General features: G+C 69.1%; 19 protein-coding genes and 3 pseudogenes. 10 read left to right on the top strand and 12 right to left on the bottom strand.

Annotation, left to right across the window (positions count from 1 at the left end):
* Positions 1 to 94: 94 nt before the first annotated feature.
* Positions 95 to 814 carry a Type 1 glutamine amidotransferase-like domain-containing protein gene (locus QOL88_RS37560; RefSeq protein WP_097222647.1) on the bottom strand — a complete coding sequence of 240 codons (720 nt, stop codon included), beginning with the start codon at positions 812 to 814 and terminating at the stop codon, positions 95 to 97.
* A gap of 58 nt (positions 815 to 872) precedes the next feature.
* The gene (locus QOL88_RS37555; protein WP_097222646.1) at positions 873 to 1,307 is read right to left on the bottom strand and encodes a VOC family protein; all 435 of its coding nucleotides are present in this window, start codon (positions 1,305 to 1,307) and stop codon (positions 873 to 875) included.
* A gap of 416 nt (positions 1,308 to 1,723) precedes the next feature.
* Here QOL88_RS37555 and QOL88_RS37550 point away from each other — a divergent pair, with 416 nt between their 5' ends.
* Both QOL88_RS37550 and QOL88_RS37545 read left to right on the top strand, forming a co-directional pair.
* The gene (locus QOL88_RS37550) at positions 1,724 to 2,299 is read left to right on the top strand and encodes a dihydrofolate reductase family protein (RefSeq protein ID WP_097222645.1); all 576 of its coding nucleotides are present in this window, start codon (positions 1,724 to 1,726) and stop codon (positions 2,297 to 2,299) included.
* A 178-nt stretch (positions 2,300 to 2,477) separates the two neighbouring features.
* On the top strand, positions 2,478 to 2,696 hold the full coding sequence (locus QOL88_RS37545) for a hypothetical protein (protein WP_097222644.1): 219 nt from the start codon (positions 2,478 to 2,480) through the stop codon (positions 2,694 to 2,696).
* A gap of 33 nt (positions 2,697 to 2,729) precedes the next feature.
* Here QOL88_RS37545 and QOL88_RS37540 read toward each other — a convergent pair whose 3' ends face one another.
* The 3 genes from QOL88_RS37540 to QOL88_RS37530 all read right to left on the bottom strand — a co-directional run bounded on the left by QOL88_RS37540 (position 2,730) and on the right by QOL88_RS37530 (position 4,040).
* On the bottom strand, positions 2,730 to 3,023 hold the full coding sequence (locus QOL88_RS37540) for a hypothetical protein (protein WP_031106059.1): 294 nt from the start codon (positions 3,021 to 3,023) through the stop codon (positions 2,730 to 2,732).
* Positions 3,024 to 3,095: 72 nt separating this feature from the next.
* Positions 3,096 to 3,305, bottom strand: a complete 210-nt coding sequence (locus QOL88_RS37535; protein WP_097222643.1) for a hypothetical protein — start codon at positions 3,303 to 3,305, stop codon at positions 3,096 to 3,098.
* 9 nt (positions 3,306 to 3,314) lie between these two features.
* On the bottom strand, positions 3,315 to 4,040 hold the full coding sequence (locus QOL88_RS37530) for a class I SAM-dependent methyltransferase (RefSeq protein WP_257028002.1): 726 nt from the start codon (positions 4,038 to 4,040) through the stop codon (positions 3,315 to 3,317).
* Between the two features lie 188 nt (positions 4,041 to 4,228).
* Here QOL88_RS37530 and QOL88_RS38705 point away from each other — a divergent pair.
* Positions 4,229 to 4,324: pseudogene (locus QOL88_RS38705) on the top strand (DUF6584 family protein); the annotation flags it as partial.
* Between the two features lie 177 nt (positions 4,325 to 4,501).
* Here QOL88_RS38705 and QOL88_RS37525 read toward each other — a convergent pair.
* A complete protein-coding gene (locus tag QOL88_RS37525; protein WP_097222642.1) occupies positions 4,502 to 4,984 on the bottom strand; it encodes a MarR family winged helix-turn-helix transcriptional regulator in 483 nt (160 codons plus the stop codon).
* A 108-nt stretch (positions 4,985 to 5,092) separates the two neighbouring features.
* Between QOL88_RS37525 and QOL88_RS37520 the strand changes: the two are divergent.
* A pseudogene (locus tag QOL88_RS37520) lies at positions 5,093 to 5,838 on the top strand (dienelactone hydrolase family protein).
* A 73-nt stretch (positions 5,839 to 5,911) separates the two neighbouring features.
* Here the strand turns inward: QOL88_RS37520 and QOL88_RS37515 are convergent.
* Positions 5,912 to 6,208 (bottom strand): hypothetical protein, encoded by a 297-nt coding sequence (locus QOL88_RS37515; RefSeq protein ID WP_097222640.1) that lies wholly within the window; start codon positions 6,206 to 6,208, stop codon positions 5,912 to 5,914.
* A 146-nt stretch (positions 6,209 to 6,354) separates the two neighbouring features.
* Here QOL88_RS37515 and QOL88_RS37510 point away from each other — a divergent pair, with 146 nt between their 5' ends.
* Positions 6,355 to 6,753, top strand: coding sequence for a nuclear transport factor 2 family protein (locus QOL88_RS37510; RefSeq protein WP_097222639.1), 399 nt, complete (start codon positions 6,355 to 6,357; stop codon positions 6,751 to 6,753).
* Positions 6,754 to 6,783: 30 nt separating this feature from the next.
* On the opposite strand, the gene QOL88_RS37505 is transcribed toward QOL88_RS37510, so the two are convergent.
* The 4 genes from QOL88_RS37505 to QOL88_RS37490 all read right to left on the bottom strand — a co-directional run bounded on the left by QOL88_RS37505 (position 6,784) and on the right by QOL88_RS37490 (position 9,451).
* Positions 6,784 to 7,395, bottom strand: coding sequence for a TetR/AcrR family transcriptional regulator (locus QOL88_RS37505; RefSeq protein ID WP_097222638.1), 612 nt, complete (start codon positions 7,393 to 7,395; stop codon positions 6,784 to 6,786).
* Positions 7,396 to 7,595: 200 nt separating this feature from the next.
* Entirely contained in the window at positions 7,596 to 8,345 is a 750-nt protein-coding gene (locus QOL88_RS37500) for an SDR family oxidoreductase (RefSeq protein WP_097222637.1), read from the bottom strand.
* Positions 8,346 to 8,498: 153 nt separating this feature from the next.
* Entirely contained in the window at positions 8,499 to 8,984 is a 486-nt protein-coding gene (locus QOL88_RS37495) for a DUF488 domain-containing protein (RefSeq protein ID WP_097222636.1), read from the bottom strand.
* A gap of 71 nt (positions 8,985 to 9,055) precedes the next feature.
* On the bottom strand, positions 9,056 to 9,451 hold the full coding sequence (locus tag QOL88_RS37490) for a RidA family protein (RefSeq protein WP_097222635.1): 396 nt from the start codon (positions 9,449 to 9,451) through the stop codon (positions 9,056 to 9,058).
* 138 nt (positions 9,452 to 9,589) lie between these two features.
* Here QOL88_RS37490 and QOL88_RS37485 point away from each other — a divergent pair, with 138 nt between their 5' ends.
* Together QOL88_RS37485 and QOL88_RS37480 are read left to right on the top strand one after the other, a co-directional pair.
* On the top strand, positions 9,590 to 10,561 hold the full coding sequence (locus tag QOL88_RS37485; RefSeq protein ID WP_097222634.1) for a helix-turn-helix transcriptional regulator: 972 nt from the start codon (positions 9,590 to 9,592) through the stop codon (positions 10,559 to 10,561).
* A gap of 42 nt (positions 10,562 to 10,603) precedes the next feature.
* Positions 10,604 to 10,732, top strand: a complete 129-nt coding sequence (locus tag QOL88_RS37480; RefSeq protein WP_257028001.1) for a hypothetical protein — start codon at positions 10,604 to 10,606, stop codon at positions 10,730 to 10,732.
* A 39-nt stretch (positions 10,733 to 10,771) separates the two neighbouring features.
* Here the strand turns inward: QOL88_RS37480 and QOL88_RS37475 are convergent, their stop codons facing one another.
* A complete protein-coding gene (locus QOL88_RS37475) occupies positions 10,772 to 11,329 on the bottom strand; it encodes a CGNR zinc finger domain-containing protein (RefSeq protein ID WP_097222633.1) in 558 nt (185 codons plus the stop codon).
* A 103-nt stretch (positions 11,330 to 11,432) separates the two neighbouring features.
* On the opposite strand from QOL88_RS37475, the gene QOL88_RS37470 reads away from it, so the two are divergent.
* The 3 genes and pseudogenes from QOL88_RS37470 to QOL88_RS37460 all read left to right on the top strand — a co-directional run bounded on the left by QOL88_RS37470 (position 11,433) and on the right by QOL88_RS37460 (position 14,074).
* Positions 11,433 to 12,596 carry an epoxide hydrolase family protein gene (locus QOL88_RS37470; RefSeq protein WP_097222632.1) on the top strand — a complete coding sequence of 388 codons (1,164 nt, stop codon included), beginning with the start codon at positions 11,433 to 11,435 and terminating at the stop codon, positions 12,594 to 12,596.
* Positions 12,488 to 13,319, top strand: a pseudogene (locus tag QOL88_RS37465) (hypothetical protein); the annotation flags it as partial. The gene QOL88_RS37470 and the pseudogene QOL88_RS37465, both read left to right, overlap by 109 nt.
* A 215-nt stretch (positions 13,320 to 13,534) precedes the next feature.
* Positions 13,535 to 14,074, top strand: coding sequence for a DUF4232 domain-containing protein (locus tag QOL88_RS37460; RefSeq protein ID WP_179879071.1), 540 nt, complete (start codon positions 13,535 to 13,537; stop codon positions 14,072 to 14,074).
* Positions 14,075 to 14,380: the final 306 nt, after the last annotated feature.

Below are 14,380 nucleotides of genomic sequence, written 5' to 3'. Positions count from 1 at the left end.
TGGGCGACGGCTTCCCGTCCTGCCTGACGAACTGTCGGCGAAGGCCGCCGAGATGTGCGACGCGGAGTGAGGAGGAGATGACGAGGACCGTGCGTCAGGTGCCTCCGTCGAGCATCCGGCACGGCAATGCCCGCTCCAGCGTTGCGGGTTCTTCATCGGCCTGCACCCAGTACAGCTGCGCTCCCGGCCGCCGGCTGACTGCTTCCTGGAGGCATCCGTCCACGAAGAGAGCCCCCACACCGTCCTCGATTGCCCACCCGGGGGACAACATGCCGGTCGCCACCGATTCCCGGTAGGAGGCGCGGCGCCCCGGTTCGCTGTCGTAGTGCGGGCACACCGAACCCGGCAGCAGGCCCAGCCCGTCCTGGAGGAACGTCAGCGGGCCGAAGGAGTCCGTATGCGAGCCCTGGGCCCAGCAGTTGGCGCCGGCGCTGATTCCGCACAGCAGCGTTCCGCGGTCGTAGGCGTCGCGCAGCACCTGGTCGACGCCGTGCACGCGCCAGACCGCCAAGAGGTTCGCGGTGTTGCCACCGCCGACGTAGACGACGTCCTGGCTCAGCAGGAACGACCGCAGAGCTTCGTCGCCCAGTTGTCGCCGGAAGAGCGGCAGCACGGAAGGCTCGCAGTCGCGCGGCGTGAACGCGCTCAGGAACTGATCGACGTAGGCAGGTGCGTCGCCACTGGCCGTGGGGACGAAGCACACTTTGGGGCGGCTGCTCCTCGCGTGGCTGAGCAGCCAGTCGTCCAGCAGTCCGTCCTCATCCGTCGAGAAGCCTCCGCCGAGGAGCGCCACACCACGAGCCGGACCGCCCATCTCCCATGCCTTTCCAACCAACCGCCAGCCGCTCGGAGTTCACGGCGGTCACGCATCCTCAGTCGAGACAGAACTCGTTGCCCTCGATGTCCTGCATCACGATGCACGACTCGTTGTCCTCATCGGCCTCCAGCAGTCGCTCGCGGACCGCGCCGAGTGCGACCAGCCGGGCGCATTCGGCCTCGAGCGTGGCCAGGCGCTCTTCACCCACGAGTCCGGTGCCGGCCCGCACGTCGAGGTGCACCCGGTTCTTGGCGACCTTACCTTCCGGGACGCGCTGGAAATACAGACGCGGGCCCACACCCGTGGGATCAAGGGCTACGAACCATGCCCCACGCTCCTCGGGCGGCAACGAGCGATTGAACTCGTCCCAAGTGGTGAAACCCTCCGGTGGCGGCGGTACGCCGTACCCCAGCACCTCGCACCAGAAGCGAGCGACCCGCTCGGGTTCCGCGCAGTCGAAGGTGACCTGGATCTGCTTGACCGCTGGCATCGCGCCACCATAGCAAGCAGCGCTGGCGCTCAACTCGGGTTGTTGATCAGCGTGTTGATGCGCAGACGCCCCACAGTGCCCGTTCTCCGACTCCGTCAGGGCGTAGCGGCCGGCGCGCGTTGCCCCCTGCCTCCCTGCACGAGGGAATCATGCCCGGATCGGGAGGACACCGCGGAGCATTTCGCGCGAGGACGCGAGGGGACGCAAGGGTGGGATACGCAGGCGCGTGGGATACGCAGGCGCACCGTCTGCCCTCCGCCGTTCGAGCGATCGGGGGCGACGTACGGTGGGCACAGCGATGATTATCACCAGCGTGCTGGGTCTATTGGTTCGAGGGTCACCGCGGGCCGCCGGTGAAGATCGCCGGTCTCGCCACTGCCCACTCACACCGATCGCCCTCATGTGAGGAGCACGACATGACCGCCACCTACACCTTCGACGTCTTCTCCAGCCTCGACGGCTACGGCGCCGCCGGCGGCGACTGGACCGGCTACTGGGGCAAGCAGGGGCCCGAGCTGCTCGACCACCGCCTCGCCCTCTACGGCGAGGAGCAGCGGATGGTCTACGGAGCCAACACGTTTCGCGCCTTCGTGGAGATGCTGGCCTCGAGCACCGACGAATCCGACGTGCGGGACCCCTGGGTGACGCGGATGAGGAACCTGCCCACGACGGTGGTGTCGACGACGCTGGAAGGCCCCCTCGACTGGCCGGACGCGACCGTGATCAGCGGTGACGCGGTCGACGTCGTCGCCCGGCTCAAGGCGGAGTCGGACGTGCCGTTGCGCTCGCACGGCAGCCTTTCGTTGAACCGGGCGCTGATGGCCGCCGGCCTGGTCGACCGGGTGCAGGTGACACTCTTCCCCGTCATCACCGGCCGGACGGGTTTGGACCCGGTCTTCCGGGATGCGGCCGACTTCGATCTGGAGCTGGTCGAGCATCGCACGCTCGACGGTCACATCCAGGAGCTCGTCTACCGGCCGGCCCTCCACTGACCGGGGCACGGTCGAAGAAGCGGGGTCGAACCATCGTCGAACGGCGGAGTGGTGGAGCACGGGAGGACGACGACTCGGCTGAATCCAACCGGGTCTGCCCCCGACTCGGCCGGATGGTCGCCCCCGGCGACGGGGATGGACCACTGCCCGGTCACGTCATGGCCGTAGCCTCACGGTCATGGACGGACTGCCCGCGAGTGTGGACCACGACATCCTGGCTCACCGGAGCATCGCCGCGATCGCGACGATCCGCGAGACCTTGGGCTGCACAATTCACCAGGCTGTCGATGCCTACGCGCAGCGGTACGAGGAACTGCGCCGCGATCGGCCGGACGACTTCCGGCAGGAACTGCGCCGCGATCGGCCGGACGACTTCCGGCCGAGCCCGGACGAGTAGGGCCGACGACGGCCCAGGGTCCGGGCTCCAGCATCAGGCGTTGGCGTGCCGACGCCAGGTCGTCCTCCGGGGAGCGGCATGGTGCACGGGCTCCTCCGCACGGTCGGCCTGCCGACGCCTCAGCCACAGGGCCGTCAGGCCCAGCAGAGCGCCGAAGACCAGCAGGAACGCCACCGACACCCACATCGGTCGGCCCCCGGGGTCGTCCCATCCCGCCGATGCGGCCGAAGTCGCCCACAGGACGGCGCCCCCGGCGTAGAAGGTGCGCATCCGGCGCAGCTGCCGCAGGGCTCGTACGGATTCAACGTGATCGGTTTCCGAAGCCATGCCGACGCAGGTACCCCGGAACGCGCTCGCTATCATCACGTCCCTTCTCGAAGCCCCGCAGCCCGGGTCGAGTCACTGTCGGCCGACGAATCGCCCGAGCGGGTACGTGGCCTGGCTCTGCCAGCGTTCCCCGTCCCAGACGATGAGTTCGACCTCGTCGACATGGCACCGCAGCGGTAGCAGGGGAGCCATTTTGATGGTGAACGCGGTGTCTCCCGGTATGTCCGGCCACCCGTCCGACTCCTGCTCGCTGTCTGCCCGGCCCTCGACTGCGATCAACACGCTGCATGATCACAGGCGGGGAGCTCGGTGATCAAGGTGGCCCGTGTAGCGCCGACGCGCGAGATGGAGGGTGATGTCGGCAGTCATCTCGACCCTGTCCGGGAGGACGCGCATGATTCTGCTGAAGACCTGCTGCCGATCCGGAAGCGGCAGGACGAGGTAGGCCGAGACGGTGGAGAGGTGCCCGACGTAGTCGTCGGCGCTCATCGTCACGTGTCGTTCGATCAGGGCCTGTTGGACGTCGGTGAACCATTCGGAACGTTGCAGTTCGGTACCCGGCCACTGCATCTCTTGTTCCGGAGAGGTCCCGTCGGGGGACGGGATCTCGTCGCTCTCCAAGAACGCCGCTCTCGCCGCGCGAACGGCCTCCGCCACGGCTGGGTCGGCCAACCGGAACGGCCCGCCGAACGAGGCGAACACACCACCCGGCTCCAGCAGTGCGGCCATGCGTGACCAGCGGTTCTCCGGGTTCGTCCAGTGCAACGCCGCGGCCGCGTAGACCAGCCCGTACCGCTCCCCCGGTCGCACGTCCTCGAACGCGGCGTGCACGGCGCTGACGTTCGCCGGCACGTGCTTGCGCAGCTCGGCGAGCATGGACCCGTCTGGTTCGGTCGCGGTGACCATGATCCCTCGCTGAGCGAACAGCCGGGTGGCTTTGCCCGTACCGGCCCCGATTTCCAGGGCAGTCCGGACCGGATGGCCCGCGTACGCCATCACCAGGTCGAGCAGCTCCACGGGATACCCGGGGCGGAACCGCTCGTACGCTTCCGCCACTACTCCGAAACTCAGCGCACGACCAGCCATGCCAGGCATCGTGACACGGGCTGCGCCGTCGGTACTGGTTCCTTTGCGCGGCCCATACTCGACCGGACGTCGTCGAAACGAAGTCGACGCAGGTCATTGCCGTGTCCGATCATGCGCTCATGCTGTTGCGAGACATCCTTGCCCCAGTGGATGCGGATCTGGCCGCCGGCCGGGTTCCCGTCGCGCGCCGGCGTCTGCGCGGGCTGGTGTCGTCGTAGCCGAACGATCTGCCGCATCGCCGTGGGGCACGCCGTCGACTGGGACACGAAGCCGTCCGACCGAGATGCGGACAGCGACGGAAGCCCGCTCACCAACTTCCTGGCAGGGGCAGGGTGCCTGCCCTCGTGGACTGATGTCTCCGTCGAGCACGTCCGGTGCCTCCGCCCCGCCGCTCACGACGCTCCGGCGTGGTGGTCCAGCAAGCGCGTGAGCAACTGGACGAACTGGTCGCGTTCGGCCGGGTCGAGAGGCGCGAGGAGCGTGTCGTGGAGGTCGTCCAGGAGCACGTCCAGGCGGTTCAGGTGGCGGCGGCCTCGGGGGGAGAGCGTGATGACGTTGCGGCGCCGGTCGGCGGGGTCCGGCGTCCGCTCGACCAGGTCGCGCTCGGCCAGTTCGTTGAGGACACCGACCATGTCGCTGCGGTAGATGCCGGAGCGTCTGCTCAGCTCCGCCTGGCTGGCCGGGCCGAACTCCTGCAGTGAGGCGAGCACGGCGTAGTGCCACTTGCGGGCGTCGGCCCGGGCCAGCCCCTCGGCGATCAGCCGGTCCGATCGCATGGTCAGCTGGGACAACAGCCGGCTCGCCCGCCGCCGCAGCCTGTCGGGCGTCTTGAGCACGTCCGCGTCGGGCAGGTCGGTGGCCTCGGCTCTGGTCATGGCACCAAATCTACCGTTGTGTTAGTGGGACTAACGATGTACGTTCGCTCAGACCTTTACATCGTTAGTGCGACTAACGCTGACGCGTGGTCGACAGGAAGGCAGAACTTGCCCATCAAGACACTGCGAATCCCCACCACGGACGGCCTGGCCGACGCGTTCGCCGCCTTTCCCGACCGGGCGAGCGGCACCCCGGGGTGCTGATGTACGCGGACGGCTTCGGCATCCGGCCCGTGCTGCGGGAGATGGCCCGCGAACTCGCGGGGCGCGGGTACTACGTGCTCGTCCCCAACGTCTTCTACCGGCACGGCCCGGCACCGGTGATCGAACTTCCGGAGCACATCGGAGATGAGGTCCGGCCCGCGATCTTCGCCCGGCTGATGCCCTTGATCGAGGCGCACACCACCGAACGCGTCCTGAGCGACGCCGCCGCCTACCTCGGGTTTCTCACCGCCCAGCCCGAGGTCGTGGCCGGACCGGTCGCGGTGACCGGCTACTGCATCGGCGGCCTTCTGGCGATGACCACCGCCGCGGCCCACCCCGGCGAGGTCGCCGCCGTTGCCGGATTCCACGGCCCCGTGGGCGCCGACGGGCCCGAGAGCCTGCGCCTCCTGCTGTCCGAGCTCACCGCCGAGGTCCACCTCGGCCACGCCGAGTCCGACCTGACGCCCGAGGCCCTCGCCGAGCTCAACCGGGCGCTGGACGCCGCAGGTGTCGACCACACCTCAGAGATCTACCCCGGCACCGTCCACGGTTTCACCATGTCCGACACCGACGCCTTCGACCCTTCTGCGCTGCGCCGCCACTGGGACCGTCTGCTGCCTCTCCTGGAGCGCAGGCTGGCCACAAGCTGACACACGGGCCTGGCACCAGCGTCCAGGCGGCGTCGACGGGTCGGGCGTCCGGCCGGTCCCGCATCGTCACCCCTCAGGGACTGTCCCCGCGGTAGTGGAAGCGACACGCCACTCCGGGGCCGAGGGCATGCGGCTCGCCGGGGCCGGGATCGTACAGTGCGCGGCCGCCGGGGAACTGCCCGAGTTCGGTGGGCAGTGCTGCACCCGTGCCGATCTCGTCCGGCGTCCAGCCCGTGACGTCCAGCAGCAACCCGTCCAGCGGCCCTCCGACGAGGTGGGCATAGGTCCTCCCGGAGCGGGGCCCCGGGTCGGGGTCGTCGTGGTCGTGGCCGTAGACCCGGCCGCGCAGCAGTCGCTCGTCGCCGTTCATCCGTCCAGCGTTGCAGCCACCACTGACAACGCGGGCCGGTCGAAAGCCGGGGCGGCAGGTCCGCGAGCCGAGGGGAACCTGGCGCCACCGCGTGCCGTCGACCGAGATCGTGGGCATCGCGTGCACCTGGGGCCCATGATGAAGGCATGACGGACCGTGACGATTTCCTGGAGTGGGTCACGACCGCCCTGTACGAGGCGGAACTTGCGCTGCACAACGGCGATGCGGCTCCCCGCCGGGCGCTCTGGTCGCGCAACGAACCGGTGAGTGTTCTGGGGGCATGGCGGAACGCCTACGGGCAGCAGGAGCTGGACGAGCTCTTCACCACCCTCGGCAGGAGCTTCTCCGACTGCACGTCGTACGCGTTCGAACTGCAGGCGTACGACGTTGCGGGAGACATGGCCTACACGGCCGGTCTCGAGCACACCTCCGCCTCAGTCGACGGAGTGCCGCGCACCTACACGCTGCGGGCCACCCAGGTCTACCGCCGCGAGGAGGGCCGGTGGAGGGTGGCCCACCGTCATGGCGACTCGGTGACCGAGTGAGCATGCCGGCGGGTTGTCCGCTGCCACCGTCTACGGAGTGATGCCGTCGATCAGGTTGGAGACCAGGGCGACGACGAAGTCGTCGGTCACCGGCTCGTCCGGGACGAGCATCCGGTGGTAGACGGCGCCCCACAGCTGGTCGACGAGGATCTGGACGTCGACGTCGTCGCGGATCTGTCCCTGCTGCTTGGCGCGCATCAGCCGCTCCCCCGCCAGGCGCCGGCGTTCGGAGGAGTACAGGGAGCGGAAGGCGGTGGCCAGGTCTTCGTCGGTCTGGGACTGCCCGATCAGCTCGGTCACCACCCGCCCGGCCGGCGTACCGGTCATGATGTGCGCGAACGCACGCAACTGGCGGGTGAGGTCGGCGCGGATGTCGCCGGTGTCCTCGAAGGCGAGCGTCTCCTCGACGGCGTGGAAGTAGCCGTCGAGGGCGAGGGCGCCCTTGGAGGGCCACCACTTGTACAGCGTCGTCTTGCTGACACCCGACAGGCGGGCAACCCGTTCGAAGGTCAGGTCGGCGATCCCTTCCTCCAGGAGCACCTCTCCGACCACGCGGAAGACGTCCGCGCGGACCTCGTCGGCCGGGCGGCGCCCACGACCGCGAGCCGGGCGCTCGGCGGCGCCCTCGGCCTGCTTGGTCACGATGTCCCTCCCTCGCGTGTTCCAGGTCGGATCAGTCTAGGAAGCCGTACGGTCGGACGCCCCGGCCGGGCTGGTCCTCACGGCTCCCCTGACGTGCAGGAGTTGTGCCGGTGGCGGCACCGGTGATGACGACGACGGACGACATGGGCTTCTCCTTCGGGAGTGCCGCGCGAGCGGTGCCCGAGTGGGGTGTCTCGAGGTCAGGCCAGGCCGCCGTTGGTGTAGAGGACCTGCCCGTTGACCCAGCGGGCCGGGCCGGCGAGGAAGGCGACCGACTCGGCGACGTCGCGCGGCTCGCCCAGCCGCTCCAGCGGGGTGGCCTTGGCGAAGTGGGCGACGGTCGCCTCGTCCTTGCCCTCGAGGAACAGCGGGGTGGCGACCGGGCCGGGTGCGACGGTGTTGACGGTGATGTCCTTGCCGCGCAGTTCGCGGGCGAGGATCAGCGCGATGCTCTGCACGGCGGCCTTGCTGGCGACGTACGCCGCATAGGTGGGCAGCTGGGTGCGGGTGACCGACGTGGACACGTTGATGATCGCGCCACCGCCGCGCACCCGGCGGGCGGCCTGCTGGGCGACAACGAAGGTGCCGCGGATGTTCGTGCGGTGCATCCGGTCCAGGTCGTCGAGGTTCATGTCGGCGATCGGCGCGAGCACCATGATGCCGGCGGTGTTGATCACGACGTCGATCCCGCCGAACGCCGTCTCGACGGCCTCGAAGACGGCTTCCACCTCCTGCTCGTCGGCGACGTCACCGCTGACCGCGATGGCCTGGCCGCCGGACGCGGTGATCTCCTCGACGAGCGCTTCGGCCTTGGCCCTGTTGCCCGCGTAGTGCACGGCGAGGGCGAAGCCGTCGGCGGCGAGCCGCTCCACGACGGCCTTGCCGATGCCGCCGGAACCGCCGGTGACGAGCGCGACGCGGCGGGTGGTGGTGCGGGGTGTGCTGGTCATGGGTCTCTCCCTTGGGCGATATGTGGACGCTGAGTCCATATAAGCAAGATATGAACTGCCCGTCCACATCTTCACCATGATCCTTTGTCGCGCCGGACACCCGCCCGGGAGCCCCAGTCGCGTCAGAAGGTTTCGCGGTATCCGGCTCGTCCCTCACCTCGGGCGCAGGTGCTCGATCGTGACGCGGTGCCGTTCGGCCAGGCGCCGGGCGATCAGCGAGCGGTGGCAGGCCTCCGGGTCGCGCTCGACGCAGAACAGCGCCGCGGTCCCCCTGCTCGGCAGCGCCGACAGGATCGGTGCGAGGTCGGCGCGGTCGAGGATCTCGGTGGTGTAGCGACGGGTGTACTCGGCAGCGAGTTCGCGGCGCGAGCGCTTGCCGACCCCTCGACGGTCGTCCTCGGCGTACTGGAGCATGCGCAGTTCGGTGGTCGGGGCGAGTTCGGGATGGTGCTCATAGGCGATCCCGGCCTCGGCGAGGGCCGCCTGCAGCCGGTGCGAATTCGCCCAGGCGTACTCGGGTCCACGGACGCCTCTTCGCTGACGTACGTCGAGCAGAAGGCGGACGTCAGCCTGCCGCAGGCGTTGCAGAAAGGACTCGCCGTCGAAGCCGTAGACGCCGATCGTCGTCATCCTGCGCATCGCCGGTCACCCATCTGCCCGCTGTTCGTGCCGGCGGGACCGGCACGAACAGCAGAGGCGGCTCGGTCGCGTCACGCGACGGCCGTTCCTTCGAGTTCGACCAGTTGGCCGGGGACGGCCAACCGTGTCACCCCGAGCATCGTGGTGGTCGGTGCCACTCCGGCGACGCCCAGGCGCGACACCAGTACGCCGTAGTGCGGGAACAGCAGATCGACGTCGGTGGAATAGACGTTGAGCCGGACCAGGTTCGCGAGGGACATGCCTGCCTCGGCGAGCACGGCCTCCAGGTTGTCGAGGCTGAGCGCCAGCTGCGCGGCCATGTCACCCTCGTGCCGGGGCCTGCCGTCACCGCCCATCGCGGTCTGTCCGGAGCAGTACAGGATCCGGGTGTGCCCGGTGACCATTTCACCCTGGTTGAAGCCCATGTTCAGCGACCACGTCACCGGGTTGATCGCCGTGCGTTCCACTGCCACAGCAGCTCCATTCGTCTCATGGGGAGTTCGACGTCCATCGGCGCGCCAGGCGCCTTCGTCGATGTCCTCGGTGTTCAAGAGCGTGCCAACGAATCACGACACCCTTCGTCATGTATTCGGTAGGGTCCTCGCATGCGCGCCGATCGGCTGGTCTCGCTGGTGCTGCTGCTGCGTCAGCGCGGTCGGCTGACCGCGGACACGCTGGCCCGCGAGCTGGAGGTGTCCACCCGCACCGTGCTGCGCGACATCGAGGCGCTGTCCGCAGCCGGCGTTCCGGTCTACGCCGAACGCGGCCGCAACGGCGGCTTCGCGCTGTTGCCCGGTTTCCGGACCGAGCTCACGGGACTCAACCACGACGAGGCCCTCGCCTTGCTGACCGCCGGTTCGGGGCGTGGTGAGCAGGTGTTCGGGCTTGGCTCGGCACTCGCCTCGGCGATGCGCAAGGTGACCGACGCGCTGCCCGAAAGCCATCGCGCCACCGCGAGCGACGCGGCCCGGCGTTTCCTCGTCGAGCCGGAGACCGACCTGCTCTCTCGCCGGCCGGCCGCGGAGGAGGTGGCCGGAGCGACGATGACCGAGATCCGGCGCGCGGTGCTCGCCGGACACCAACTGCGCATCCACTACGCGGCGACGGGCCAGGCGCCGCAGTGGCGCACGGTGGACCCGATCGGCCTGGTCACGGTGCGCGACCGAAGCTACCTGCTGGCCACGAGATCCGGCGCGGACCGCACGTACCGGGTGTCGCGGGTACTGGACGCCGAGGAGCTTTCCGAACCGGCACGGCGGCCGGACCAGGTCGATCTGGACCGGGTCTGGCGGATACGCTGCGCGCAGTTCTTGTCCGGCGACCACATCGCCGTGCTGGTGCGAGTGGCCCCGCAGCGGCGGGAGGACCTGATGAGCAGCGCCGTCGCCGTCCGCGCCGCGGCACCCGACCCGGACGGCCGACTGCGGCTGGAGGTGACGTACCAGGATCTGCGGCACGCCGAGTGGGCGTTGTGGCAACTCGGCACGGATGCGGAGGTCTTGGTCCCTGGGGCGTTGCGCACCGCCCTGCGCGACCGTGCCACCGCGATCGCCTCCCTTTACGGAGACGGGGTCTGAGCCCGTGGGGCCTGAGCCGGTGGACCGCACCACGAAATGCCCATGGCCCGCAGCAACCACGAACTGGCCATAATCGAAACGCTCTTCATCGCCACCGACCCCGACCTGGCCCATGTCTCCGCCACCCTCGTCACCGCGGTGAGTCAGCAGGACCGAGTGGCGAAGCGGTGATCTGAGCGAGCCTCATCCAGTCGCGGCCCTCAGGAGCCGTCAGGGGCGCTTGTTGGCGTTGAAGCGCGCCTTCTTCTGGCGATTCCCGCACGTGTTCATTTCACACCATTTGCGGGAACGACTTTGGCTGGTGTCGAAAAAGGCCGCCCGGCAGGTTGGCGATGCGCACAAGGCCAATTTCCCGTCGCGTTCGCCCGCGACGATGCTGATCGCGTCGGCGGCGATGACACCCAGGGCATCCTCCACGCAGGAAGCCGAGCTGAGTCGCCATTGCCGATCGCCCTCGGGCGTCAGGACGGCCGCGGCCCGACCCTGAGCGCTGCGGTCGTTGATGACCTGGACCGCAGACGCGGGGAGATCTTCCTGGCTCGCGGCCGCTGTCAAGACGGCGTGAATTGATTCCCTGAGTTCCCTGGCGAGTTCGAGCTGGGCGGGGGTGCAGGACTCAACGGCGAGGCCGCTCACCGCCAGCCAGTCGACGAGTCGCTGGGGCACCGGAATACGTTCCACAGCGTCTCCGCGACGCTCGGTCAAGGTCGCCGTGAAGCTGGTCGCCAGCACCTTGCCGAGGCGGAAGTCAGGGAACCGATCATGCATGGAACCACCTTAGCCGGTTGCAGGCCGACATCGAAGCATGCTAGAACCGCCTTAGCTGGTTCCACGCAGGTCCGAGCCGGTTCCACGACGACCAGGAGGTCCCATGCCCAGCGACGTGCACGCATTCGAAACCCACGCATCCGACGCCGATCTCGACGATCTGCGCGCGCGGCTGGCCGCGGCGCGACTACCGGAGCCCGAGACGGTCCGTCGCGCCGCGTCCGGCCCTGCCCGATGGGAACAGGGCGTTCCGCTCGCCGACCTCGTCGACGTCGTGCACTACTGGCGCACCGGGTACGACTGGCGGGCGTTCGAGGAACGCCTCAATGACATCGGCCAGTTCCGCACGACCATCGATGATCTGGGAATCCACTTCCTGCACCGCCGATCCGCGCGCGCGGATGCCACTCCTCTGATCCTGACCCACGGCTGGCCGGGCAGCATTGCCGAATTCGTCGATGTAGTGGACGAGCTGGCGGATCCGAAAGACGCGGATGCCCCGGCGTTCCACGTCGTGGTTCCCTCGCTGCCGGGCTTCGGTTACAGCGACAAGCCCGCCACCACCGGGTGGGGAACGGAAAAGATCGCGGCCGCATGGGTGGAACTCATGGGAAGGCTCGGCTACGACACGTTCGCAGCCCACGGCGGCGACTGGGGAGGCAATATCACGACGGTTCTCGGCGGCAGGTTCCCGGCGCACATTCTCGGTATCCACACGACGTTCGCGGCGGGAACGCCCGGATCGACGACGGACGGGCTGACAGCGGTCGAGCGCACATGGGCCGAGGAGACCCGCGACTTCTGGCGCCACCGCGCCGCGTACGCGAAACAGCAGGCGACCCGACCGCAGACCATCGGCTACTCGCTCGTCGACTCACCGGTCGGTCTTCTCGCCTGGCTCCTCGACAAGTTCGCCGAGTGGTCGGACACGGAGGACAGCCCGTTCGAGACGATATCCAGGGACCGCGTTCTCGACGACGTCACCCTGTACTGGCTGACACGGACCGGCGCGTCGGCGGCCCGCATCTACTACGAAAGCCACAACTCGCTCGATCCCGAACTCCGGGTCGACGTCCCGTCAGCGATCACCATGTATCCCCGCGACGTCGAGAAGTGTCCACGCGCTTGGGCACAGGAGCGGTACCGACAGATCGTCCGATGGGGGTCACCCGAATCCGGGGGACACTTCCCGTCGCTGGAGGTTCCCGAGTACTTCGTCCAGGATCTGCGGGAAGGCCTCGCGGCAGTGCTGGCCGCTGGCCGGTGACCACACCTGGCCCGGAGGCGCGCAGTCCATGTGGCCGCCCGATGCGGTCCGTGTTTCCCGCACCCACGCCATCGTCGTTCCCGAGATGTGGAAAGGGCTCGCTGGTCGTGCACGCACACGGCGGACCGGACCTGGGCGAGGAGTCCGATCCCGAGCGCAGCATCGGCGACCTGGAACGCCGGCCGGTCAGGGTGGATCAGGATTACGCGTGTGCCGGCTCCTCCTGTCGCCCTATCGCCGCGGCGGCCACGGATCCAGGATGGCCGCGGCCGACACGGAGAGCCTGCGCCGCCTCTTCGCCGAGCAGTTCCACAAGCCGAAGCGGACGTACATCCACGGCAAGGGGGTCGTCCACTCCGGCTCGATGACGACGCCGCTCTCAACGCGGGCGTCGAGCGCTACCCCGCGGACCCCACGGCGGTGCGGGACCTCTCCTACGACGGCGACATCACCGGGAAGGTCTCGGTCCCCGTCCTCACTCTCCACGCGATCGACGATCCGACGGCGTTCGTCGAGTACGAGCACAGCGGGCTGAGCACGTCCGAGTACGCCAATTCGATCTCGGCACCGGACGCTTGGGTCCGCAGCGAGAAGAAGCCCACCCCGGCCTCGATCGCGTCCTCCTGCCCCGCGTTCGACGCTTCGTACGGCACGGGTTGCTTCTCCAAGCCGGCCCTCTCGGAGCAGAAGTGGAGCCGGTTGCCCTCGGTGGGCATCGCCCCCCTGAGCTGTCGAACGGGCGCCGAGCTGACCCCGTACGCACTCCGCATCCCGGCATGCCGTTCCAGGCAGTCCGTGTCTGTGCTGATCAGCGTCCGTTTCAGCGTTCCAGCGTCCCGAAGTGACCGCCTTGAGTGGCGGGTGGGACAGATCGCGGAAGAGGCTGAGGTCGTCCAAGCAGCTCGCTGGACAGTCCACTTCGCAGCATGGAGATCTCGATGCGTTCGCGCTTTGCCGCCCCCTCCGCCCGCCTCGCCCTCGCCGCAGTCGCGGCGGTGGCCGTCACCGCCACCGCGGCCGGCACGGCCACGGCCACGGCCACGGCCACGGCCGACAGCCGAAGCGCCACCGTGCGGGCCTGCGCAACCAAGGACCTGAGCTTCAAGGTCAGTCTGAAGACGCAGGCGGGCGGCTACTACCTCGTCACGGCCAAGGCCAAGTCCGGCGTCACCTGCTACCTGGAGGGCGTCTTCCCCTCCGCGTCCTTCGGCTCCTCCGCCGACACCGAGGTGGCGCCCGCCGAGCACGCGGTCAGCGACAGGGTCACCCTGTCCGGCTCCACCGCCGCCTACGCCGGCATCAACCCCAAGACCACGAACAACGACTTCGGTAAGGAGTTCGACTTCCTCCACCTGTCCGTCGCGGGCGACGAGACCAACGCCGTCACCCTGGCGCTCCCCGAGACCGCCACGGTCGACCGGCCCGTCGCCACGAACTGGCACGCCGACCCCGCCGACGCCGTCCCCTTCGCGAACTGACGCCGCACGCCGGGCATCGCGCACCGAGCCCGATGACGGCGGTACCACCGAGGGGCGGGGCGGCACCAGAGCCCCTCCCCCATGGCGGCCGTAGCACCAGGAGCGGGGCGGCACCACCCCCTCTCCCCCGATGACGGGCCGACCACCAGCGCGCCCCCGGCCGACGGACATCCCGTCGGCCGGGGGCGCAGCCGTTGCTCGACCGCGGAGGCCATTTGCCGTAACCGCAACATCCCGTGCCGAGCCGTACGGGTCCTGGCGCGAGACTGAGGGCACGCCGGCACATGGAGGGCTGATGAGCAGCAG

The organism is Streptomyces sp. Ag82_O1-12, from assembly GCF_900182715.1.
GTDB classification, from domain to species: Bacteria; Actinomycetota; Actinomycetes; order Streptomycetales; family Streptomycetaceae; genus Streptomyces; species Streptomyces massasporeus.
Note: the sequence above shows the minus strand (reverse complement) of the source record. Positions and strands in the feature narration are given on the sequence as shown.